The organism is Dyadobacter luticola, assembly GCF_005860805.1.
Lineage (GTDB): Bacteria > Bacteroidota > Bacteroidia > Cytophagales > Spirosomataceae > Dyadobacter > Dyadobacter luticola.
The window spans coordinates 520646-539606 of record NZ_VCEJ01000008.1; the positions used below are offsets into that span (position 1 = coordinate 520646).

Genomic DNA, 18961 nt, shown 5'->3' on the forward strand with positions numbered 1-18961 from the left:
AGGCACCATTCACACCTCAGAATCGTTCTCAAACAGTACACTTCCAACTAGTCATCATTATGGCAACAAAATTGAGAGAGCTTCCGGCGGGGGCGCAGGAACTTACGAGTGACAAAATCACTGAACTGTTCATGCATTACTGTCTGGAGAATAACAAAAAGCCGGAATCGGTTTATTTATTCTGTAAGGTAAATGGCATCGCGGAGAAGGATTTTTACAAGCATTTTTCTTCTATTGATGCAATTGAAAAAACTGTTTTTGTATCCTTTCACAAGCTGGCCGTCAATCTCATCGACCAAAGCGCGGACGTCAGTGCACTGGGCTTTCGAGACAAGCTGCTGACTTACTACTATACTTATTTTGAGATACTTACAGCGAACAGAAGCTATGTTGTTTTTGCATTGAAAGAAAGTAAAAATAGATTGAATGGTCTGCTGAAATTGAAAGAATTCCGGACACATTTCAAGAACTTTATTGGGGAGATCAGCGATGGTTATCTCAAAGTAAAAAGCGAAAGGATCCGCAAGGCGCAGCAGGATGCATTGGAAGAAGGCGCGTGGATCCAGTTTATGGTCACGTTGAAATTCTGGCTGGACGACGAGTCGATCGGCTTTGAAAAAACGGATTTGTTTATCGAAAAATCGATCCGCGCTACATTTGATCTGATCGATACGACGCCGCTTGAAAGCGTGATCGATTTTGGAAAATTTCTCATTAAAGAAAAGTTGAGGTAAGGCATGGAGACAATTGACAGCATACCTACTTCAAAAATTCAGCGTGCGACGAAGTTGATTTCGACTGGGGTGAAGATTGGGGGGAATTACCTGAAATATTACGGTGAGAAAATCACCAACCCGGAGTCGGCCCGCGACAATTTGAATACCAACAATGCGGAGGACATTTACGACGGGCTTAAAAACCTGAAAGGCAGCGCGTTGAAACTGGCGCAAATGCTGAGTATGGAGAAAAATTTCCTGCCGCAGCAGTACGTGGAGAAGTTTTCGCTTTCGCAATTTTCAGTACCGCCACTTTCGGCGCCGCTGGTAGTGAAGACTTTCAGGAAATATTTTGGTAAATCGCCGCTTGACCTTTTCGATACATTCGACGCGAATGCGATCAATGCGGCGAGCATTGGTCAGGTGCATAAAGCGACGATCGACGGCAAAGAATTGGCGGTGAAAATCCAGTATCCTGGCGTGGCGGAAAGCATTTCGTCGGACCTTGCGCTGGTGAAGCCGATTGCGATGAAAATGTTTAACATTCAGGCAAAGGATTCGGATAAATATTTCAAGGAAGTTGAAACGAAGCTGACCGAGGAGACGAATTATAACCTTGAAATCGCCCAAAGCAGCGAGATTGCTGACGCTTGCGCGCACATTCCGAATTTGCGTTTTCCGAAATATTATCCGGAATATTCCAGCGAGCGGGTGATTACGATGGACTGGATGACGGGCAAACATTTGTCTGAATTCTGCAAATCCAACCCCGATCAGCACACTGCGAACAAAATCGGGCAGGCGCTTTGGGATTTTTATATGTTCCAGGTGCACCAGCTGCGTAAAGTCCACGCCGATCCGCATCCCGGTAATTTTCTGGTTGATGAACAGGATAACCTGATCGCGATTGATTTTGGGTGTATCAAAGAAATTCCAGAAGCGTTTTATAATCCTTATTTTGAGCTTGCTGAGCCAGAGAATCTGAATAACCCGGCCGTTTTCCATGACAAATTATTTGAGCTGGAAATTTTAACGGAGAAGGATACGAAGGCTGAAACGATTTTCTTTTCTAATCTTTTTAAAGAGATCCTTTCGCTTTTGACCCAGCCTTTCCAGTCTGAAACTTTTGATTTTTCAGACGAACGGTTTTTTGGAAAACTAGCAGCTTTGGGCGAAAAATACGCGAATGATAAGGAGCTGAGGAAAATGAATGTAAACCGCGGTTCGAAGCATTTTATTTATATCAACCGGACATTTTTCGGATTGTTCAGCCTGCTGCACGATCTTAAAGCGACGATTGATACGAAGCAATTTGTGGTTTAAAGATCAAGCTGATAACATGACAAAGCCGCTGTCGGGAATCTCCGGCAGCGGCTTTGTCATTCTTCCACTTTCTTTTTCTTTCGTTTGACAAGTCTGAATAAAGTATTATCTGCCTGCTCGGGCGTTTGATCACCCAATAAAACTCCCCAGGGCTGCAACCCATCAACCCGGTCGAAAACCACTTTCATCATGGCGATGGCGGGAATCGACAAGAACATTCCCGACAAACCGGCCAAGGCTCCGCCGATGAGCACGCCGAGAATTGAAACCAAAGCATTGATCTTCACTTTTGACCCGACAACCACGGGCACCAGGAAATTGTTATCAATGAACTGAACGAAAATAAACACGCCGACGACGCCAAGAATGGTATCGACTTCGGGGTGGCTAATGAATGTCACCATCACCGCCAGCGCCGTGGCTACCAGCCCGCCAATGTACGGCACGAGGTTCAGAATAGCCGCCATAATTGACAGCAAAATCGCGTACTGTACATTCAGGATCAGCAAACCGACGGAGTTCATGACCGCTACGGCCGCAGTTTCCAGCAACAGCCCGACCATATAACTTTGAATGATCGCCTTAATCTGACCCAAGCCTTCGAGGACTTTTTCTTTGTGTTTTTCGGCAAATAATACCACCATAAAATGCAGCAGCATAGCGCGGTAGTAGAGTAAGAGAAAGGCGTAAATTGGAATGAGAATTAATGTTCCGAGCGGCCCTGTAACAACACCCAATGTCTCGGCTCCCTGGAAATTTTCCAGCGTTTTTGTCTGCGCATTTTTCAGGTATTTCTCTTGCTGCCAGTAACTTACACTGTATTCCCGCCTGATCCAGCGCCGAACATCCCGGTACACTTCGTTCAGGTTTCGTTTCAGCCTCGGCCACTCGTCTGAGAAATCCGCCAGCTGCATCGAAAGCACCACTGTCACCGCCGAAACAATCACGACCGCCAGCAAAACGGCCAAACTGATCGCTACAATTTTCGGGACGCCAATCCTTTCCAGCCAGCTCTCGACCGGCCTGAGCAAAACCGCAATCAGCCCCGCCATCGCCAGCGGCACAATAATATCCTGCCCCAGATATATCGCCAGCATAATGAGGCCGATCGCGAGAAGGGATTGGGAGAGTTTTTGGTAAAAGGGAGGGGTAGAGGTGTCGGTCATTTTATTTAGGAATTCTAAAAATATTTTTTATTTTCTAAAAAGAGGTATATTTGCTTATTGCACACTATAAATATATTATATGGTCACTATTAGTTACCGAATGATTAGGGAATATGCAAATAGACGTCAGGAATCCCTCGAAGCACTTAACTCCTGGTATGACCTGGCTAAAAAAGGCAACTGGTCGCATTTTCACGATGTAAAGCAAGTTTTCAATTCAATTGATGCCGTGGGAGACGATCTGTATGTTTTTAATATAAAAGGAAATCACTTGCGACTGATAGTGCGAATATTTCCGGTGCGCACAGTTTACATAAAATTTATAGGAACTCATGCGGAGTACGATAAAGTAAAGCTAGAAAGACTGTAATATGGAAGAGTTAAAATATAAGACTGAGTCAGAATATGAAGCTGCAATGATTGTGATAGACGAGCTGATGCGTAAAGGCGAGGCAGATTTATCCGCGGGAGAGTTGGAAAAAATTCGTGTTATGGCTGTTGCCGCGCAAGCTTACGAAATGGAGCATTACTACATTGAGGCGCCGCAGACTTTCCAGGGCATGATCGAGCGCAGGATGTACGAATTCAAGCTCAACCAGCAGGAATTGGCAAAAAAACTCGGCGTCAGCAATGCAAAGCTTTCCCTGATACTAAATGGAAAACAGCGGCCTGATATTCCTTTTATCAAAGCCGTGCATACCGAGCTGAATGTTCCTGCTGATTTTATCCTGGACCATATCTGATTTACCCCAAGTCAAACTCCGGATTATAAATCAGCCCAATCACATTGCCCCAGGGATCTAAGACCGACGCGACCACTATTTCGCCGCCAACATTGTTCGGGGCTTCATGTTCTGATGCGCCGAGGTCGATGAGTTTTTGGTATTCTGCGTCGATTTGTTCGGTGCCCCAGTAAGTGATGACGCTGTCGGTTTTGGCGGCAGATTCGCCTTCTTCGGGTTGCAGGCCGAGTTCGTAGCCGGCAATGTTGAAGCCTACGTAAAAGGGTTCGTCAAAATAGGGCGCGGTTTCGAACGCTTTGGTGTACCACGCTTTGGCGACGTCGAGGTCGGGAACTTTGTAGATGGTGGTTCGGAGTCCAAGAAATTTCATTTGCCTGATTTTAAGTTATATAAGTGCTTTTCGCAGGGAAACACTGTGGATGGTCGTGTCCCCATTGTAATTTTCAATCTCCGTATAGCCTAGTTTGCGGTACATGGCAATCGCTTCGGGTTGCCGGTAGCCGGTTTCCAGGATTACCGCCTCATTTCCAAGTTCCAAAGCCCAGTCTTCGAGCGTCTTCACCATCATTTGCGCCACACCTTTTTGCCTGAATTCCGGGACCACATACATACGTTTCAGTTCCACCGTAAAATCATCGTATTTCCTGAAACAACCACAACCCGCCAATTTGTCGTCCGCATAAGCCAAAACCACCGTTTCCAGGTTGGTAATGCGGTTATATTCTTCATAATCTTCCAGTTTCGTGTTATAAAGCCTGCAAAGTTCCTGATCCAGTTCATCGGTAAGTTGCTTAAAATCGGGGTTATTGCTGTCGGTGCGGATGGTCGTAATCATGGTGGTTCAATTAAAGTTGTAATATAGGCAGGTTATCGAAATTCAGGTTTATTTCGCGTGATCCAGTTTACTTAAAAAGCCATTTGCATGTTCCAGATGTGCTTTTCTTTTTTCTTCCGGTAAATTGTCGAATGTTCGGATCAGCATTCCAAGTCTCGGATTTTTGGTAAAAAAATTTCGGTGCTTGTCCATAAACCGCCAGAAAAGCCCGTCCCAGATTTCCTGCCAGTCACCTTTTGGGAAGTCGCTCATTTTCAGGAGATAATTACTGCTGCTGATGTACGGTTTGGTGGATAGCAGGCCTCCGTCGGCAAACTGGCTCATGCCGTACACATTTGGGACCATCACCCAATCGTAAGCATCAATGAACAATTCCATAAACCAGCGGTACACATCGTCCGGGTCGAATTCACAGAGCAACATGAAATTACCCATCACCATGAGGCGCTCTATGTGATGACAATAGCCCGTTGCCAACACTTTTTTGATCACAATGTCTACCGGTTCAATACCGGTTTCACCTGTCCAAAATGATTCAGGAAGTTTCCGTTTGAATTCCCAATAATTTCGAGTGCGCTGCTTACTGCCTTTGAATTCATAAACCCCATGCATATACTCCCGCCATCCAATAATCTGCCGGACAAAACCTTCCAGTGAATTAATCGGAATATTCTCTGATTCAGCGAATTGTAATGTTTCACTAATTACATATTTTGGCGTCAGTAAGCCCGTATTCAGCATTGGCGTCATCACACTGTGGTGCAGGAAATGCTGGTCTGTCACGATCGCATCCTCATATTTTCCAAAATCCTGAAACCGCTTTTTGAGAAACTGGCGCAGCCAGAATTTGCTATGCTCGAAGTCTGTGGGAAACTGAATTTCAGCCGGAATGTCACCGTAATTTTTGGGGTAATGTTTTTCAATGTACTCGCAGGCTTCTTTCCAGATTTCATTTTTCTCTGGAAAATCAATGTCTGGCGGCGTCTGTTTTTTGGGAAATTTTAGTCGGTTTTCTGTATCAAAGCTCCATTTTCCACCGGTCGGGTCACTGCTTTCATCGACCAGTATTTTAAGTTTCTTCCTTTGATAAGAATAAAAATCGGCCTGAAAATATTTCTTCTTGTTGCCAAAATATGCTTCCAGATCTTCCGACGAATTCAAAAACATCGGCGTTTCGTAGCGGATCAATTCAATGTTGGCTTTTTTACAGGCATTTTCCAGCCGCTTTTGCAGCCAGTCGTCGGTCACGTCAACGTAATGTATTTCGGTAACCCCTTTGTTTTGCAGATAGGGAATCAATTTCCGGATATCCGAATGATTTTTGTGCGCCTCGATATAGCCGGTTTTGTGCGCTTTACTTTCCAAAAACTGCCGGTAAGTCTGCATCGTCGCCCGATGATAGGCCAGCTTATGTTTATGAAAATGAAATTGATTGAAAAATAATGTTTCCTCCACCAGCACAATGTCGCGGCCCGCATGTATCGCGGGATTTTTTTCAAATAGCTGATGCGGAAATACCAGCGTAATTGCTTTCATAAGTTCGATGTTAGCCGCTTCAAAACCGTAATTGTCTATCTTTAAAACTCAAAACAGACTTCCCAAATCTCTATCAAAATCATGCGAATCCTCTTGTTATTCCTTTTTGTCGCGTTTCAAAATATGCCTTGTTTCGGTCAGGACGGTTTTAAAATTGTGCCGCTGGGGGTGAAAGGTGGTGGGGAAGATGGTAACCTTTCGGCTTATATGGTCGCGCCGGTCGGATCTGATAACTATATCTGTCTGGATGCCGGGACAATCACAAATGGAATTCAAAAGGCTGTGGATCAGAAGGTTTTTCCGGTGGCGGCGAATGTTGTTTTGAGAAAGTATATCAAAGCCTATTTCATTTCACATCCCCATCTCGATCATTTGTCGGGGATGATTATCAATTCTCCCGAGGATACTGCGAAAAATGTGTATGGATTTGAACAATGCATTGAAACCATTAAAAACCATTATTTCAACTGGCAAAGCTGGCCGAATATGGGCAATGAAGGACAAGCTCCGGCGCTGAAAAAATATACGTATAAATTACTCTCGGAAAATCAGAATATCCCGATCGATCAGACTGAAATGTCGGTGCAAGGATTTAAATTAAGTCATTCCAATCCCTACGAAAGTGCTGCTTTTCTGATTAAAAACGGGGAAAATTATTTACTCTATTTTGGTGATACCGGACCGGATGAAATCGAGAAAAGTAATAAAATGGAGATCGTCTGGAAAACAGTAGCTCCTTTGGTTTTAAATAAGAAATTAAAGGGAATTTTCCTGGAAGTATCTTATCCTAATATCCAGCCTGACAGACAATTATATGGACATTTAACACCCAACTGGCTGATGAAAGAACTGCAAAAACTGGCCGGTTTCGCGGGAAAGGAAAATGTTAAAAATCTGAATGTAATCGTCTCCCATATCAAGCCTTCCAGCAAAAATGAGCAAACGATTACAAACGAATTAAAAGCGGCGAATTCACTTGGCTTGGATCTAATTTTTCCTCAGCAGGGCACCCAATTGGAGTTGAGATAAATTACTTTTTGGTCTTCGGTGCTGCGGTCTTTGTTTTAGGCTCTGCCGTCCTCGGTTCCGGCGGTGTTGGATTAATTGGCACGTGAATGTTCGTACCCAATTCCTCATTAAATTTCTTGATCAGATAACCAGAGAGCAGCGGTGACGCTTCTTCATGGTTTTGGTGAACAAAAAAATAAATGTTCTGAATACCTTCTTCCACCCAAAGTTTCAGGCGCTCAAACCAGTCGTCGAGCCGGGTATAATCCGAATCTACATTGGCACCATTGTAGCGAATAAATGCCGTCGGCGTGGTCAGGCGCATGTGTAGCAAATCCCTGCGTCCGGCCGAGTCGGTAACAATGTGCGTAATGTTTTTGGCTTCCATCACCTCGTATAGGTCTTCGGTTTTAAAAGAGCCGTCGTACCAGCCGGTGTGGCGCAATTCCAGCGCGAGCGGGAAACCGGAAGGCCACTCTTCCAGGAAGCTTTTCAATGCATCCCAGTTTTTCGGGCCAAAATTATCCGGCATTTGAAGGAATATCATGCCCAGTTTTTCCTGTAAATGCGCAATGCCGTCAAGGTATTGGTCGAGCGGTTCTTTCGCGTCTTTCAGCCTTTTCCAGTGACTAATTCCCTGATGGATTTTTGGAAAAAACTTAAAACCCGGTGCCGTTTTGTTGTACCAGGTTTCGATGGTTTCAATCGGAAAGTTATTATAAAAAGTCGCATTCAGTTCAATGCTGTTGAACTGCGTCGCGTAATAAGCGAGCTCGTCTTTAGTCCCTTTTGGATAAAAGCTTTTCAAGTCCGTTTTATTCCATTTGGCACATCCGATAAAAATACCCGGCTGGCCAGCATTCCCCGCCGCACCCAAGATGTCCTTGTTGACAGCAGCATCGGGCGGCAATTTGAAATCAACATCATCAGGGTTCTCGACTTTACCGAATTTCATAAAAGGTCTTTTTAGGAATAAAAAATATTGATTTACCGTCCAAAATCATCCTGCACGCGAACAATATCATCTTCATCAGATGGATTGCTTGGGTCAGTATGTTGCCAGATTTCGGCTACGAAACCCCACTCGTCGACGCCTACAAGACGGTGACGCTCACCTTGTTTCAGCTCGATGACGGTGCCGATCGGTAATTGTTGTAATTCGGTTTCGTCATCAGTGTCGCTGATTACGATACCTGCATTGCCGCCGATTACTTTCCAGATTTCGGCGCGGCGGTGGTGGTACTGCCATGAAAGGCGCTTGTTGGGTGCTACAACCAATATTTTGGGGCTCAGTTTTTCGTAACCTGCAAAATCTTCGAGGGATTTGTGGGGGAAGAACGTTGAAATAAATCTTGGTGCTTCGCTTTCTTCCAAAACAAAAAAACCACCCCAGGGCCGGGAATGATCCTTACTTACTACCGTAAATCCCTGCTCATCTATGAACTGCTGGACCTTCGCAAAAACAACATCCTTGTCGGCATCCGCCGTAAATGACTGTATCATGTTGGAATAATAAAGAATCGGGTGAGCTCAAAAATAGGATAAAAAACAAAAAGATGCCCCAAAAATCTTCAGGGCATCTTCTGAATTATATCTACTAATTTATACTATTTGTCCCACCAAACTTTGGTAGTGAAATCGTCCGGAAGCGTCGCGCCCGTCTGGTAGTTGGGATTACCCGCCACCTCGTTAGTCGGGTATCTCAATCTTACCGGGATTGTACCATTTGTAAGGTTACCAGGATAGTTAGTTGGTGTCAGTTTAGGGTAACCTGTTCTTCTCCAATCGGACCAGGCTTCCCACCAGTTAAAGAATTTATTAACCCAAAGCTGCTCGCCGATCATTTCTAATGCAGGTTTCGTCACTCCGTAAGGATAGGTTTTCAGGTAGGCGGCTACGGCTGCATCGGATACGGTGAGGGAAGCATCGTAAGGCGTATACATTTGCATGGAAGCTTTTACGCCTGCCTCATAGTGAGATTTGGCAGTTCCAGTCATGCCTGTTCCGATTTTTCTTTCAATTGCTTCGGCCATCAGAAGTTCAACTTCCCCGTAATTCATGATCTGATAAGGATCAGAATCCTGCAACATTTTCACATTGATGCGGGAATAAGTTTTGGCTACGTCCACAGTCTTGCCTTCCAGTTTGTCGAGCATTGCCTGGTCAAATCCATTTGGCATACCTTTCTGTTTCAGGGGATCCACTGTAATCGGTTTGTAAGCAGAGGCTGTCCACTCACCGATGCCGCCGCTGATGATCATCAGGCGAGGATCGTCGTCTGTTACAACTGCTTTGTTGGTACCTTTCAAATAGTCAACCAAAGTAGCGCTCAGGTAGGAAGGCTGGCCGCCGTCACCTGGATCGAATGCACGGGAAATACCATTCTGGTTAACCCACTCGCTCGGTCCGTCTGCCATTTTAATCCAAACATTATCTGCATTGCTTGTGAAAACACCGCCTGCTGCTGCCTTGGTCACATAAGTGGCTGCTTTGGTAGCGTCTACATTCGAGATACGCATCGCGAGACGCAGCATCAGAGAATATCCCCATTTCTTCCATTTCGCGATATCACCATTGTAAATGAAATCGTGCGCGCCGAAATTTTCGTCCGGGTTGCTTGCATTCAGAGTCGAGCAGGCTTCGTCCAGTTCTTTCAGCAGGTCGGTATAAACCGCTTCCTGCGTATCATATTTTGGAAAGAAGATACCGCTTGTACCCTGATTAGCTTCGCTGTAAGGAATGTTTCCGTAAAAATCGGTCAATCTTGCAAAGCTGAAAGCACGGATAATACGCGCTGCCTGGCGCATGTTGACATATTTACCTTCCGCAAAACCACCTGGTCCCGATTGTTTCAGGATCTCAGCAATGTTTTTCAACTGGTCATTATAAGTAAATTCAAAAGGCGCCGCGTTCGTTTCAGCATTGCTTTGATACTTATCACCCGGAGAAATACCGCCACCAGAGCTCGCCAGCTGCTGGATCGCGTAGGCGCACCAGCCAATGTTTGTCCGCCAGTCGATGTAGCGGTTATCGCCGGTAGAACCGTTGGATGCGATGGCCAGCTCCGTCGTGGTGAAGATCAGGTTGAGATCTACCTGGTTGAGAGCCTGCGGGTTAATGTTCAGTTCATGCAATTGGTTGGTGTCACATCCAGATGCCAGAACCGCTACCAAACCGTACTTTATATATTTTTTGATGTTTTTCATTTTTTGTTCAGAATTAGAATGTTGCTCTCAAATTGAAACCGTAGCTGCGCGTCGATGGGAAACCGAAGTAGTCAAAGCCTTGTGAGTTTCCGTTAGAATAGTTGGACTCAGGATCAATGTTCGGCGTGTTCTTGAAAAGAATAGCCAGGTTACGACCTACGAAAGAGAGCGAAAGTGCTTGCAGAGGTGTTTTTTCAAGGAATCTTTTTGGAACTGAGTAGCCCAATGTCAGCTGCCTCAATTTTACGAAAGAAGCATCGTACAGATATTTGGTCGTCACCGCGTCCGTTTCACCACCTACTGAACCCCAGTAGTTATATGCTTCCTGAGGAGTCAAAGTTTTGGTAAACGGCTTATATTCTGTGCCTTCCTGCGTAACACCGGTTACTGTCAGAGGAGCCTCGCCTTCTCTTCCCTGCAATGAGTTTTTGCTCAATCCCCACTGGTCAAGTCTCATGTTAGTGCCAGAAAGAATGTCGCCACCCACTTTGAAATCCACCAGGAATGAAAGGTCTATTCCTTTGTAATTGAATGAGTTGGTTAAACCACCGGTCAGTTTTGCGATACCATTACCAATCACTTCATAGCCTGAGGTTCCTACCGGACGTCCGTCGCTGTAGAATACCGGCTGGCCATCTGGCGACATTTTCTGCACGCGACCTGTGATCATACCGAAAGGTTGTCCTACGATATTTTTGATGTAAGCATTTCTCGTACGAGGTTCGTCCATCACCAGCTCGGTAGTTCCTTCGATCAATGATTTTACCTTGTTGTTGTTTTTAGCAAGGTTCAAAGTCATATCCCAGTTCAGGTTGTTGGTTTTGAGCGGGGTAAATGTCAAAAGAAGCTCGATACCGCGGTTTTGAAGTTTACCAAGGTTCACCGAAGTACTACCAAAACCTGATGCTCTTGAAATAGTCGCGTTCAGGATATCGTCGGTAGTTTGCTGATCATAGTAAGTGAAATCAACGCCCAGTTTGTTGTTGAATAGGCGGAAGTCGATACCCAATTCAGTTTCACTCACTGTCAGCGGTTTCAGGTTCGGGTTAGGAATGTTACCACCGTTGCCCATCGCCTGGGAGAAAGATGCCATCGGATAGCCCAAATGCGGGTTTCCGTTCAGCGAATAAGTCAGGTTGGTCTGGTATGGTCCGATGGTTGCATTACCCACTTGCGCCCACGACGCCCGCACTTTACCATAAGACAACCAGGTAGGGAGCGATTTGAATGCGTCTGAGAATACAAAGCTACCTCCAATAGAAGGATATAGAATGCTGTTTGTCGCCGGGTTAAGTACTGAGAACCAGTCATTACGCGCGGTGGCAGTCAGGAACAAATAACCATCCCATGAAACTTCTGCCGATCCCAGAAGTGAGTTGATACCGCTTTCGCTGTAATCGTAATCCCACGATTTCCCTTTCACGTTGTTCAAAGCAGGGAAGAACTGGACATTGAAACCATTACCATAAATGTTGTTATAGTCGTATGTCCTTCTCATGCGGTTTCCGCCTCCGAAAGCTGTAATTCCCAGTTTTCCGAATTCCTTGTTGAAACCAATCGTATATTCAGCATTGATCTCAGACACATTCCAGGTACCCATGTTCCGGGCTCCACCACGCTGATAGCCAGTTCCTTCGGGAGTTAATGATTCTGCGCGGCGCTCGTATTTGTCCATACCTACACGTCCCTGGATAAACAGCCAGTCTGTGATTTGGTATTTCAATTGACCTGATGTGATGATCCGGTTCTTTTTATCTGTTTTGATAAACTGATAAGCCGTCCAGTATGGATTTTGGCCCCAGTTGTTATTCGCCTGCTGGTATTCTTCACCTACAACTTTACCCCAGATACCTAAGCTTGCAGCATCCGTTCCTGCTGGAATAGCACCCAGCTTGTTAGGATCACCCTTATAATCAAGCACATTGTAATCTCCCGGGATACGCCAGATGGCCTGGATCGCATTTCCTGGTGAGTCGGAAAGGTTTGGACGGTTTTTCGCTTTTTCTTCTGAATAAAGCACTTTGGCGTCGAAAGAAAGTCTTTTGCCAAACTTACCATTTGTAGATAATGATAAGTTGATCCTGTCAAATCCTGAATTTGGAATGATGGTAGTACTTTTCAGGTTGGTTACCGACGCACGGAAAGCCTGATTTTCATTTCCTCCTGAGAATGCAAGACTATTGGTAAATGCGTGCCCGGTTTTCAGGAATCTTGAAAAATTATCCCCTGAATATGAATATGGATGCATTTTTCCATCAAATCCGATAACCTGGCTGTTGTCATATTTTGGTCCCCAGGAATCGTCTCCCCATTCGTATGCCTGGTTTTGGTTAACAGGTTTCGAAGCCACGCCATTTGCAAGACCACCCGCGCCATAAGAATGTTGCAGGTCGGAAAGATCATTCAGTTTTTCAAAAACATAATTTGATCCAAATTCTACGCCGACACCTTTTCTTTTGGAGCCGCGTTTTGTAGTGACGTTGATAACACCATTGGATGCGCGTGATCCGTAAAGAGCCGCCGCATTTGCACCTTTCAGTACGGTGATCGACTCAATGTCGTCCGGGTTGATACTCGACAAACCGTCTCCTTCATCAGATCCTCCCCAAAGACCTGCCTGTCCGAAGTTGTTGTTGTCCATCGGGATACCATCAATTACATATAATGGCTGGTTGTTTCCCTGCAATGATTTGTTACCACGGATAATTACGCGCGAAGAACCGGCTGGTCCGGAAGCTACTTTGCTCACGTTCACACCCGCTACACGTCCGGCCAATGCATTACCGAGGTTGGCTTCGCGGGCGGCGGTAAGATTACTTCCGCTCACTTCCGTGATAGAATATGCCAGCGCACGTTTATCGCGGCTGATACCGAGGGCAGTTACGACTACCTCATTCAATGCGGTGGCTTCGGCGGCCAGAGATACATTAAGAATGGTAGCATTGGCCACCACGTCTTTGGTGATGTAACCGATATAGCTGAATGTTAACGTTTTACCTTTCTCAACAGTGATACTATATTCTCCTTTGTCATTGGACGAGGTACCCCGGGTAGTACCTTTTACGACTACGTTTACACCGGCGATTTCACCCCCGGTTGCGTCAGTCACTTTTCCGGATACTGTCATATCCTGCGCAAAACCCGGGAGGGCGAGCACAGAAAGCAGTATCAACATGTTAATCAGTAGATTTTTTTTCATACAGTTGTTTTTACTTCTGGATAGGTTAATAATGATACAGGGAAATAATGATAAAAATTAGATCAAATATACCACGTGTCCATCCTATATTACATAGTACTCATTTAGCAAATAATAACACTTTTTTAACGGCATATTAATCTGGTGCTACTGTTTGATTTTTATAAAAGCCGTTTTTGAGACCCGTGGAGACATTCTTATCCGAATGTCTTTCAAGAAGCTGTTTTAAAATACTTGCAGTATTTTAACATATCCGATTTTTACCGATACTAGCTATACGTTTATTTGTTAACTGGTAATTTTAAATACCAGCCTTTCCAAAGAGCCATCGCGCAAATTGAAAAAATGGCGATTGCCGCAAGTGTTTGCGAGGGCATCAGAAGTACAGCATAGACCGGAATTGCCGTGAGCGCGGTTTGCGCAATGATCCCAAAAACAACATTGATACTGTCTTTGAAGAACTCATTTTTGGGTAGGAAATCAGGATTTTCTTCCCGGATCATTTTCACAACCGGCTGCCAGAAGCCCCAGGGTTCAATGTTTTTGTAAAACGATTTTAAAACCTTCAAATCCGTTGGCGGTGTGAGCAGCGAACCTACGATAGCGCCCACGGCAGATACCAGCAGGATTACCGGGAAATAAAATAATGGCAGCGTATCGGGGAATAATGCCGGACAAATCATTGCGCAGAGGATGCCGGTCAGCATTCCGGCAAAAAAGCCATAGCTGTTAAACCGCCACCAGTGAAATTTCAGGACATTTGAGGCAATGTAACCGCCGTATAATGCAGAAACGATCCATAACAAGGTACTGTTGACGTCTTTAACGAGCAAACCCGTCAATGTGCTGATGATGACGATGGCCACGCCCAGCACGTAAGTAACTTTTTTTATGTCCTTCTCGCTTGCCTTTGGACTGATTGATTTGAGATAAACGTCATTGAGCAGGTAAGCCTGCGCCGCGTTGAATGTTCCTGCAAAACTGCTCATAAATGCGCCCATCAACCCAACCACGACAAGTCCCAGCAGGCCGGGCGGAATGTACAGGTTCACCACGGCCGGAAGAATTTTTTCAAAATCGAGTCCCGAAGGCGTCGAAATATTGATGTCTTTAAAATGCAGCAAGCCAAGAACCGTGACCCCGGCGATGAGTAAATACCGTGTCGGCAGCAATACAATGTTGACGACCATGCTCATCAGCGCAGCTTCCCGCGGAGTTTTGGCGGAAAGGATTTTTTGCATATCGTAACTGGGTACCGGCCCGGCAAGGCTCGCCAAAATCCCTTTTGCAGCCATCAAAGCAAAGAAATAGCCAAAAGGAGAAAACTGGTCACTCTGAATTTTTTGATTAACAACTGAAATGTAGTTATCCCAGTCAAGGCCAAGTTCTTTGCCAAAAAACAAATCTTTCCAGCCAGCCGGTACGGGTAGACTTTCGTGACCCAGCAATGCCTGAATCGCTATCCCGGCAATCGCCACAGAAATGATGACCATGATGATATAGTGCACAAAATCGGCCCAGACGATGCTTTTCATTCCACCCAGAAGTGAGTAAATGACTGTGAAAACGGTAAACACGATGCCGTAAAAATGCGGGACATTCTCGGGAGAGAAATTCAGCGGAATGTAAGGTTGAATGATCGACCAGGGCAGGAATATCTCAATAAACTTGCCGAGCCCGACGAAGGCGTAAGTCATGAAACTCAGGCAGCTGATCAGCGCAAAGGTGGTAACAATGCCGTGCGCCAACCCGCCGTCTTTTTGACTGCCAAAACGAGTGAGCATCCACTCCGCGCCGGTCGAAGCGTTTGATTTTCGGAGCCAGATGGAGAGGTACACCATCAAAAAAACCTGGTTGAAGACCGGCCAGAGCCACGGCAGCCAGATGCTTTTGACACCGTAAACAAACATGATCGACACCATCCAGGCCGTGCCGGAAATGTCGAACATCCCCGATGCATTGGAAATCCCGAGCATCCAGAAGGGAATGGATTTGCCTCCCAGCAGGTAGTCGTTTTTGCTTCGGCCAGCCTGCTTTTTCAAGATAAACCCGATGATCAGTACGAAAATCAGGTACCCGATGATGACCAGAAAATCAATCAATTTCAACTTCATAAGAGAAGGACTGCGATGCTTCGGCGGTTACGTCCGGCAGTATAATACATTTTTATCAGGCTCAAAAAGATATACATCAATCGCTATGAGGATTACTATGATATTTTGTATTTTAAATCACTATAAAAAATGAAAAATTAGAATAACTTGGATTATACAGGTATTTATTATTATTAAATTTGACAAATAGTAGTGATACATTCTTGACATTATTTGTCGATACCATACAATTTAACCTAACAACTTATGAATGAAATCTACCGTGAGATTACCCCTCTGACACAATATGATTGTTTTACTGTTTTTACAAGAAGTAAGACCATCTTCGACTTCCCGCTGCATACCCACGACGAGTACGAACTCAATCTGATTCTCTCCGGAAAAGGTGTAAAACGCATCATTGGCGACCACACCGAAGTGATCGACGACGCCGAGCTGGTGCTGGTCGGAAACAATCTCCCTCACGGCTGGCTGACACATTGCTATAAGTGGGAGCAGGGAATGCCTGAGGTCCAGGAGATTACAGTACAATTTCATAAAGATCTTTTTGACGACAAGTTCCTGAAACGCAACCAGCTGTTTTTTGTTCGGTCACTTTTGGAAAAATCGGCAAAAGGGATTTCGTTTTCCAGGGATACCATCGAGCGGCTGATGCCCCGGTTCCAGGCCTTGTCCCAAAAAAGCGGCTTCGATTCGATTCTTGAACTAATGTCCATTCTGCACGATCTGTCGGTTTCGCGGAACATGCGGACCCTGTCGAACAGTACGTTTACGGAGGAAAGTGTCAACTTCAACAGCCGGCGGATCGAACGCGTTTTTGCGCACATGCGGGATCATTATGATAAGGAAATCAATTTGACGAGTGTTGCTAAACTGGCGGGGATGTCGGAAGTTTCTTTCAGCCGGTTTATTAAAAAACGGACAGGAAAAACTTTTATCGAAAGTCTGAACGAAATCCGGCTGGGCCACGCTTCGCGGTACCTGATCAATACGACGGATACGATTTCGGAGATAGCTTATAAATGCGGATTTAACAACCTCTCTTATTTCAACCGCATTTTCAGGAATAAAAATGGCTGTACGCCGAAGGAATTCAGGGGCAATTATTCCGGCACCCGAACCTTTGTTTAAATGCAAAAAAGCTCAAACCGATTTCCAGTTTGAGCTTTTTTAATGTTTCTAAGAACAACTACACTTTCAGCATCCAGCCAAAAACATCCTCCTCTTTGCCGGTGCGCAGGTCGGTCAGATACGTTTTTACTTTGTTTACAAATGAGTCTTCCTTGATTTCGGGAAGCGGATAATCCACGCCTTCGTAAGCAATCGTCGCAAACGGAGAAATCACCACCGCAGTACCTGCACCAAAAGCCGCTTCCAAAGATCCGTCTTTTAAACCATCAATAATTTCCTTTACACTTACGCGGCGCTCTTCCACCGGGATACCCCAATGCTGCGCTATAGCCACAATACTTTTTCGTGTAATTCCATCCAGCGTGGTTTCTGAAACATAGGGAGTTACGAGTTTTCCGTCGAGGATAAACATAATGTTCATCGTGCCTGATTCTTCAATGTAAGCATGTTCGCGGGCATCGGTCCAGATCAGCTGGTCGTAACCTTCTTGCTGGGCCAGTTTTGCCGGATAAAGTGAGCCTGCATAGTTTCCTGCACATTTGGTAGCACCCACGCCGCCTTCTGCCGCGCGGATGAAATGTTGCTCTACTTTCACGCGCGGCGGTTTCGCATAATAAGTACCTACCGGGCTTGTGAAAATGATAAAGTAGTATGAATCAGATGGTTTTACACCAATATATGGGTCAGTCGCGAACATATAAGGTCGAATGTACAGCGAGCAGCCAGGCTGAGAAGGTACCCAGCCTGCATCGAGGCGCAGCAATTCGGTCAAACCATTCATGAAAATTTCTTCCGGAATGGTGGGCATGCAAAGACGTTCTGCCGATTTGTTCAGTCGTTTCCAGTTGTCAATCGCGCGGAAAAGCAGCACTTCGCCTTCATCATTTTTGTAGGCTTTCATCCCTTCAAAAATCGCTTGTCCGTAATGCAATGCGGCAGTTGCAGGGCTTAGCGATAGGTCACCATAAGGGACGATCCGAGGATCGTGCCACTGGCCTTCCCGATATTCGGCGATGAACATGTGGTCGGAGATGTTCCGTCCAAAAACGAGGTTGTTAAAATCAACCTCCTGCAAACGTGATTGGGTGGTTTGCTGAACTTCAATTTGCAAGGTGTCGGCTGTCATAATGCCCGGAATTTAATTTTTCAAAAGCTCTCAAAAAGGGTATTCTTTGGATTTCTCCAGTCCCGCAATTTAAAAAATTAAATCTGGAAATAATTGATATTTAGTATAACAATTATTTTTTCGGAGATACCCGCGGTTTCCAGGTGACTTCCTCCACATTCAGCTCGTAAGTCATTGCTCTACAAAGCATAAAAAGGTAATCGGAAAGCCGGTTGAGATAGCGTACGACAATGTTTTCGACCTCTTCATTCTGCTGCAAATGGATCACAGCCCGCTCGGCGCGGCGGCAAACTGTCCGCGCCACATGCCCGAAAGAAACGGATTGATGTCCGCCCGGGAGGACAAACGCTCTGAGGGGAGGAATCTTGGCTTCGATCAGGTCCATCTCCGTTTCAAGCAATGAAATGTCGCTTTCTTCGAGATCAGGCAATATTCTTTTGGTTTGCTCCGGCTCGGACGCCAGATGCGAGCCGATGGTAAATAGCCGGTCCTGGATTTCTTTGAGCTGGTCCCTGCGGGTTTCATTTACCGGCTGATCGCGGAGCAGCCCAATGTAGCTATTCAACTCATCGACAGTGCCGTATGCTTCAATTCTTACATGCGCTTTGCTCAGGCGCGTTCCTCCGATGAGGGACGTCATTCCCTTATCGCCTGTCTTTGTGTAGATTTTCATTGCGGGACATTTCGATGGTTTCTTGGAGCGTGTAGAATGGGCCTTTGCTGTTTACCATTTCTCTTTCTATCTCTGCCATCTCCTTTCTGGTATGACCATTTTTGATTACTGCTATCTTATTAGTTTTTACGGTTTTCATAATAGTATCTTTTAGTTTGTTTATTAGCTGGCCAACAGCTTATTGG

At 45.4% G+C, this 18961-nt stretch carries 18 protein-coding genes; 6 read left to right on the top strand and 12 right to left on the bottom strand.

Going from position 1 to position 18961, the window contains the following annotated elements:
* The first annotated feature begins 59 nt into the window (after positions 1-59).
* Both FEN17_RS26125 and FEN17_RS26130 read left to right on the top strand, forming a co-directional pair.
* Positions 60-734: a TetR family transcriptional regulator C-terminal domain-containing protein gene (locus FEN17_RS26125; protein WP_138368348.1), complete on the top strand. Its 675-nt coding sequence runs from the start codon at positions 60-62 to the stop codon at positions 732-734.
* A gap of 3 nt (positions 735-737) precedes the next feature.
* A complete protein-coding gene (locus FEN17_RS26130) occupies positions 738-2039 on the top strand; it encodes an ABC1 kinase family protein (RefSeq protein WP_138368349.1) in 1302 nt (433 codons plus the stop codon).
* Positions 2040-2095: 56 nt separating this feature from the next.
* Here FEN17_RS26130 and FEN17_RS26135 read toward each other — a convergent pair whose 3' ends face one another.
* A complete protein-coding gene (locus FEN17_RS26135; protein ID WP_138368350.1) occupies positions 2096-3205 on the bottom strand; it encodes an AI-2E family transporter in 1110 nt (369 codons plus the stop codon).
* Between the two features lie 100 nt (positions 3206-3305).
* Between FEN17_RS26135 and FEN17_RS26140 the strand changes: the two genes are divergently transcribed.
* A complete protein-coding gene (locus FEN17_RS26140; RefSeq protein ID WP_229209007.1) occupies positions 3306-3575 on the top strand; it encodes a type II toxin-antitoxin system HigB family toxin in 270 nt (89 codons plus the stop codon).
* A gap of 1 nt (position 3576) precedes the next feature.
* A complete protein-coding gene (locus FEN17_RS26145) occupies positions 3577-3948 on the top strand; it encodes a helix-turn-helix domain-containing protein (protein WP_138368352.1) in 372 nt (123 codons plus the stop codon).
* A gap of 1 nt (position 3949) precedes the next feature.
* Here the strand turns inward: FEN17_RS26145 and FEN17_RS26150 are convergent, their stop codons facing one another.
* The 3 genes from FEN17_RS26150 to FEN17_RS26160 are packed head-to-tail and all read right to left on the bottom strand — an operon-like array spanning position 3950 to position 6319.
* Positions 3950-4318, bottom strand: a complete 369-nt coding sequence (locus tag FEN17_RS26150) for a VOC family protein (protein WP_138368353.1) — start codon at positions 4316-4318, stop codon at positions 3950-3952.
* Positions 4319-4333: 15 nt separating this feature from the next.
* On the bottom strand, positions 4334-4783 hold the full coding sequence (locus FEN17_RS26155; RefSeq protein ID WP_138368354.1) for a GNAT family N-acetyltransferase: 450 nt from the start codon (positions 4781-4783) through the stop codon (positions 4334-4336).
* Between the two features lie 48 nt (positions 4784-4831).
* A complete protein-coding gene (locus FEN17_RS26160; RefSeq protein ID WP_138368355.1) occupies positions 4832-6319 on the bottom strand; it encodes a cryptochrome/photolyase family protein in 1488 nt (495 codons plus the stop codon).
* A gap of 81 nt (positions 6320-6400) precedes the next feature.
* On the opposite strand from FEN17_RS26160, the gene FEN17_RS26165 reads away from it, so the two are divergent.
* A complete protein-coding gene (locus FEN17_RS26165; RefSeq protein ID WP_138368356.1) occupies positions 6401-7348 on the top strand; it encodes an MBL fold metallo-hydrolase in 948 nt (315 codons plus the stop codon).
* 1 nt (position 7349) lies between these two features.
* Here FEN17_RS26165 and FEN17_RS26170 read toward each other — a convergent pair whose 3' ends face one another.
* The 5 genes from FEN17_RS26170 to FEN17_RS26190 all read right to left on the bottom strand — a co-directional run bounded on the left by FEN17_RS26170 (position 7350) and on the right by FEN17_RS26190 (position 15846).
* Positions 7350-8282 carry a DUF72 domain-containing protein gene (locus FEN17_RS26170; RefSeq protein WP_138368357.1) on the bottom strand — a complete coding sequence of 311 codons (933 nt, stop codon included), beginning with the start codon at positions 8280-8282 and terminating at the stop codon, positions 7350-7352.
* A gap of 32 nt (positions 8283-8314) precedes the next feature.
* On the bottom strand, positions 8315-8830 hold the full coding sequence (locus FEN17_RS26175; RefSeq protein ID WP_138368358.1) for a cupin domain-containing protein: 516 nt from the start codon (positions 8828-8830) through the stop codon (positions 8315-8317).
* A gap of 104 nt (positions 8831-8934) precedes the next feature.
* A complete protein-coding gene (locus FEN17_RS26180; protein WP_138368359.1) occupies positions 8935-10533 on the bottom strand; it encodes a SusD/RagB family nutrient-binding outer membrane lipoprotein in 1599 nt (532 codons plus the stop codon).
* Between the two features lie 13 nt (positions 10534-10546).
* Positions 10547-13732 (bottom strand): SusC/RagA family TonB-linked outer membrane protein, encoded by a 3186-nt coding sequence (locus FEN17_RS26185; protein WP_138368360.1) that lies wholly within the window; start codon positions 13730-13732, stop codon positions 10547-10549.
* Between the two features lie 281 nt (positions 13733-14013).
* Complete coding sequence (locus tag FEN17_RS26190; RefSeq protein ID WP_138368361.1) at positions 14014-15846, bottom strand: sodium:solute symporter family protein; 1833 nt, start codon at positions 15844-15846, stop codon at positions 14014-14016.
* A 246-nt stretch (positions 15847-16092) separates the two neighbouring features.
* On the opposite strand from FEN17_RS26190, the gene FEN17_RS26195 reads away from it, so the two are divergent.
* Positions 16093-16977, top strand: coding sequence for an AraC family transcriptional regulator (locus FEN17_RS26195; RefSeq protein WP_138368362.1), 885 nt, complete (start codon positions 16093-16095; stop codon positions 16975-16977).
* A gap of 58 nt (positions 16978-17035) precedes the next feature.
* Here the strand turns inward: FEN17_RS26195 and FEN17_RS26200 are convergent, their stop codons facing one another.
* The 3 genes from FEN17_RS26200 to FEN17_RS27555 all read right to left on the bottom strand — a co-directional run bounded on the left by FEN17_RS26200 (position 17036) and on the right by FEN17_RS27555 (position 18915).
* Positions 17036-18103, bottom strand: a complete 1068-nt coding sequence (locus FEN17_RS26200) for a branched-chain amino acid aminotransferase (protein WP_138368363.1) — start codon at positions 18101-18103, stop codon at positions 17036-17038.
* A gap of 112 nt (positions 18104-18215) precedes the next feature.
* Entirely contained in the window at positions 18216-18776 is a 561-nt protein-coding gene (locus FEN17_RS26205; protein ID WP_138368364.1) for a cob(I)yrinic acid a,c-diamide adenosyltransferase, read from the bottom strand.
* Positions 18748-18915: a hypothetical protein gene (locus FEN17_RS27555; RefSeq protein ID WP_205748187.1), complete on the bottom strand. Its 168-nt coding sequence runs from the start codon at positions 18913-18915 to the stop codon at positions 18748-18750. Before FEN17_RS27555 ends, FEN17_RS26205 begins: the two co-directional genes overlap by 29 nt.
* Between the last annotated feature and the right edge of the window lie 46 nt (positions 18916-18961).

Bases quoted from the DNA above. Each gene is read 5' to 3' on its own strand.
- FEN17_RS26155 (WP_138368354.1), bottom strand. From the start codon at position 4,783: ATGATTACGACCATCCGCACCGACAGCAATAACCCCGATTTTAAGCAA.
- FEN17_RS26195 (WP_138368362.1), top strand. From the start codon at position 16,093: ATGAATGAAATCTACCGTGAGATTACCCCTCTGACACAATATGATTGT.
- FEN17_RS27555 (WP_205748187.1), bottom strand. From the start codon at position 18,915: ATGAAAACCGTAAAAACTAATAAGATAGCAGTAATCAAAAATGGTCAT.
- FEN17_RS26170 (WP_138368357.1), bottom strand. From the start codon at position 8,282: ATGAAATTCGGTAAAGTCGAGAACCCTGATGATGTTGATTTCAAATTG.
- FEN17_RS26150 (WP_138368353.1), bottom strand. From the start codon at position 4,318: ATGAAATTTCTTGGACTCCGAACCACCATCTACAAAGTTCCCGACCTC.
- FEN17_RS26160 (WP_138368355.1), bottom strand. From the start codon at position 6,319: ATGAAAGCAATTACGCTGGTATTTCCGCATCAGCTATTTGAAAAAAAT.
- FEN17_RS26135 (WP_138368350.1), bottom strand. From the start codon at position 3,205: ATGACCGACACCTCTACCCCTCCCTTTTACCAAAAACTCTCCCAATCC.
- FEN17_RS26145 (WP_138368352.1), top strand. From the start codon at position 3,577: ATGGAAGAGTTAAAATATAAGACTGAGTCAGAATATGAAGCTGCAATG.
- FEN17_RS26205 (WP_138368364.1), bottom strand. From the start codon at position 18,776: ATGAAAATCTACACAAAGACAGGCGATAAGGGAATGACGTCCCTCATC.
- FEN17_RS26185 (WP_138368360.1), bottom strand. From the start codon at position 13,732: ATGAAAAAAAATCTACTGATTAACATGTTGATACTGCTTTCTGTGCTC.
- FEN17_RS26140 (WP_229209007.1), top strand. From the start codon at position 3,306: ATGATTAGGGAATATGCAAATAGACGTCAGGAATCCCTCGAAGCACTT.
- FEN17_RS26175 (WP_138368358.1), bottom strand. From the start codon at position 8,830: ATGATACAGTCATTTACGGCGGATGCCGACAAGGATGTTGTTTTTGCG.
- FEN17_RS26190 (WP_138368361.1), bottom strand. From the start codon at position 15,846: ATGAAGTTGAAATTGATTGATTTTCTGGTCATCATCGGGTACCTGATT.
- FEN17_RS26165 (WP_138368356.1), top strand. From the start codon at position 6,401: ATGCGAATCCTCTTGTTATTCCTTTTTGTCGCGTTTCAAAATATGCCT.
- FEN17_RS26130 (WP_138368349.1), top strand. From the start codon at position 738: ATGGAGACAATTGACAGCATACCTACTTCAAAAATTCAGCGTGCGACG.
- FEN17_RS26125 (WP_138368348.1), top strand. From the start codon at position 60: ATGGCAACAAAATTGAGAGAGCTTCCGGCGGGGGCGCAGGAACTTACG.
- FEN17_RS26200 (WP_138368363.1), bottom strand. From the start codon at position 18,103: ATGACAGCCGACACCTTGCAAATTGAAGTTCAGCAAACCACCCAATCA.
- FEN17_RS26180 (WP_138368359.1), bottom strand. From the start codon at position 10,533: ATGAAAAACATCAAAAAATATATAAAGTACGGTTTGGTAGCGGTTCTG.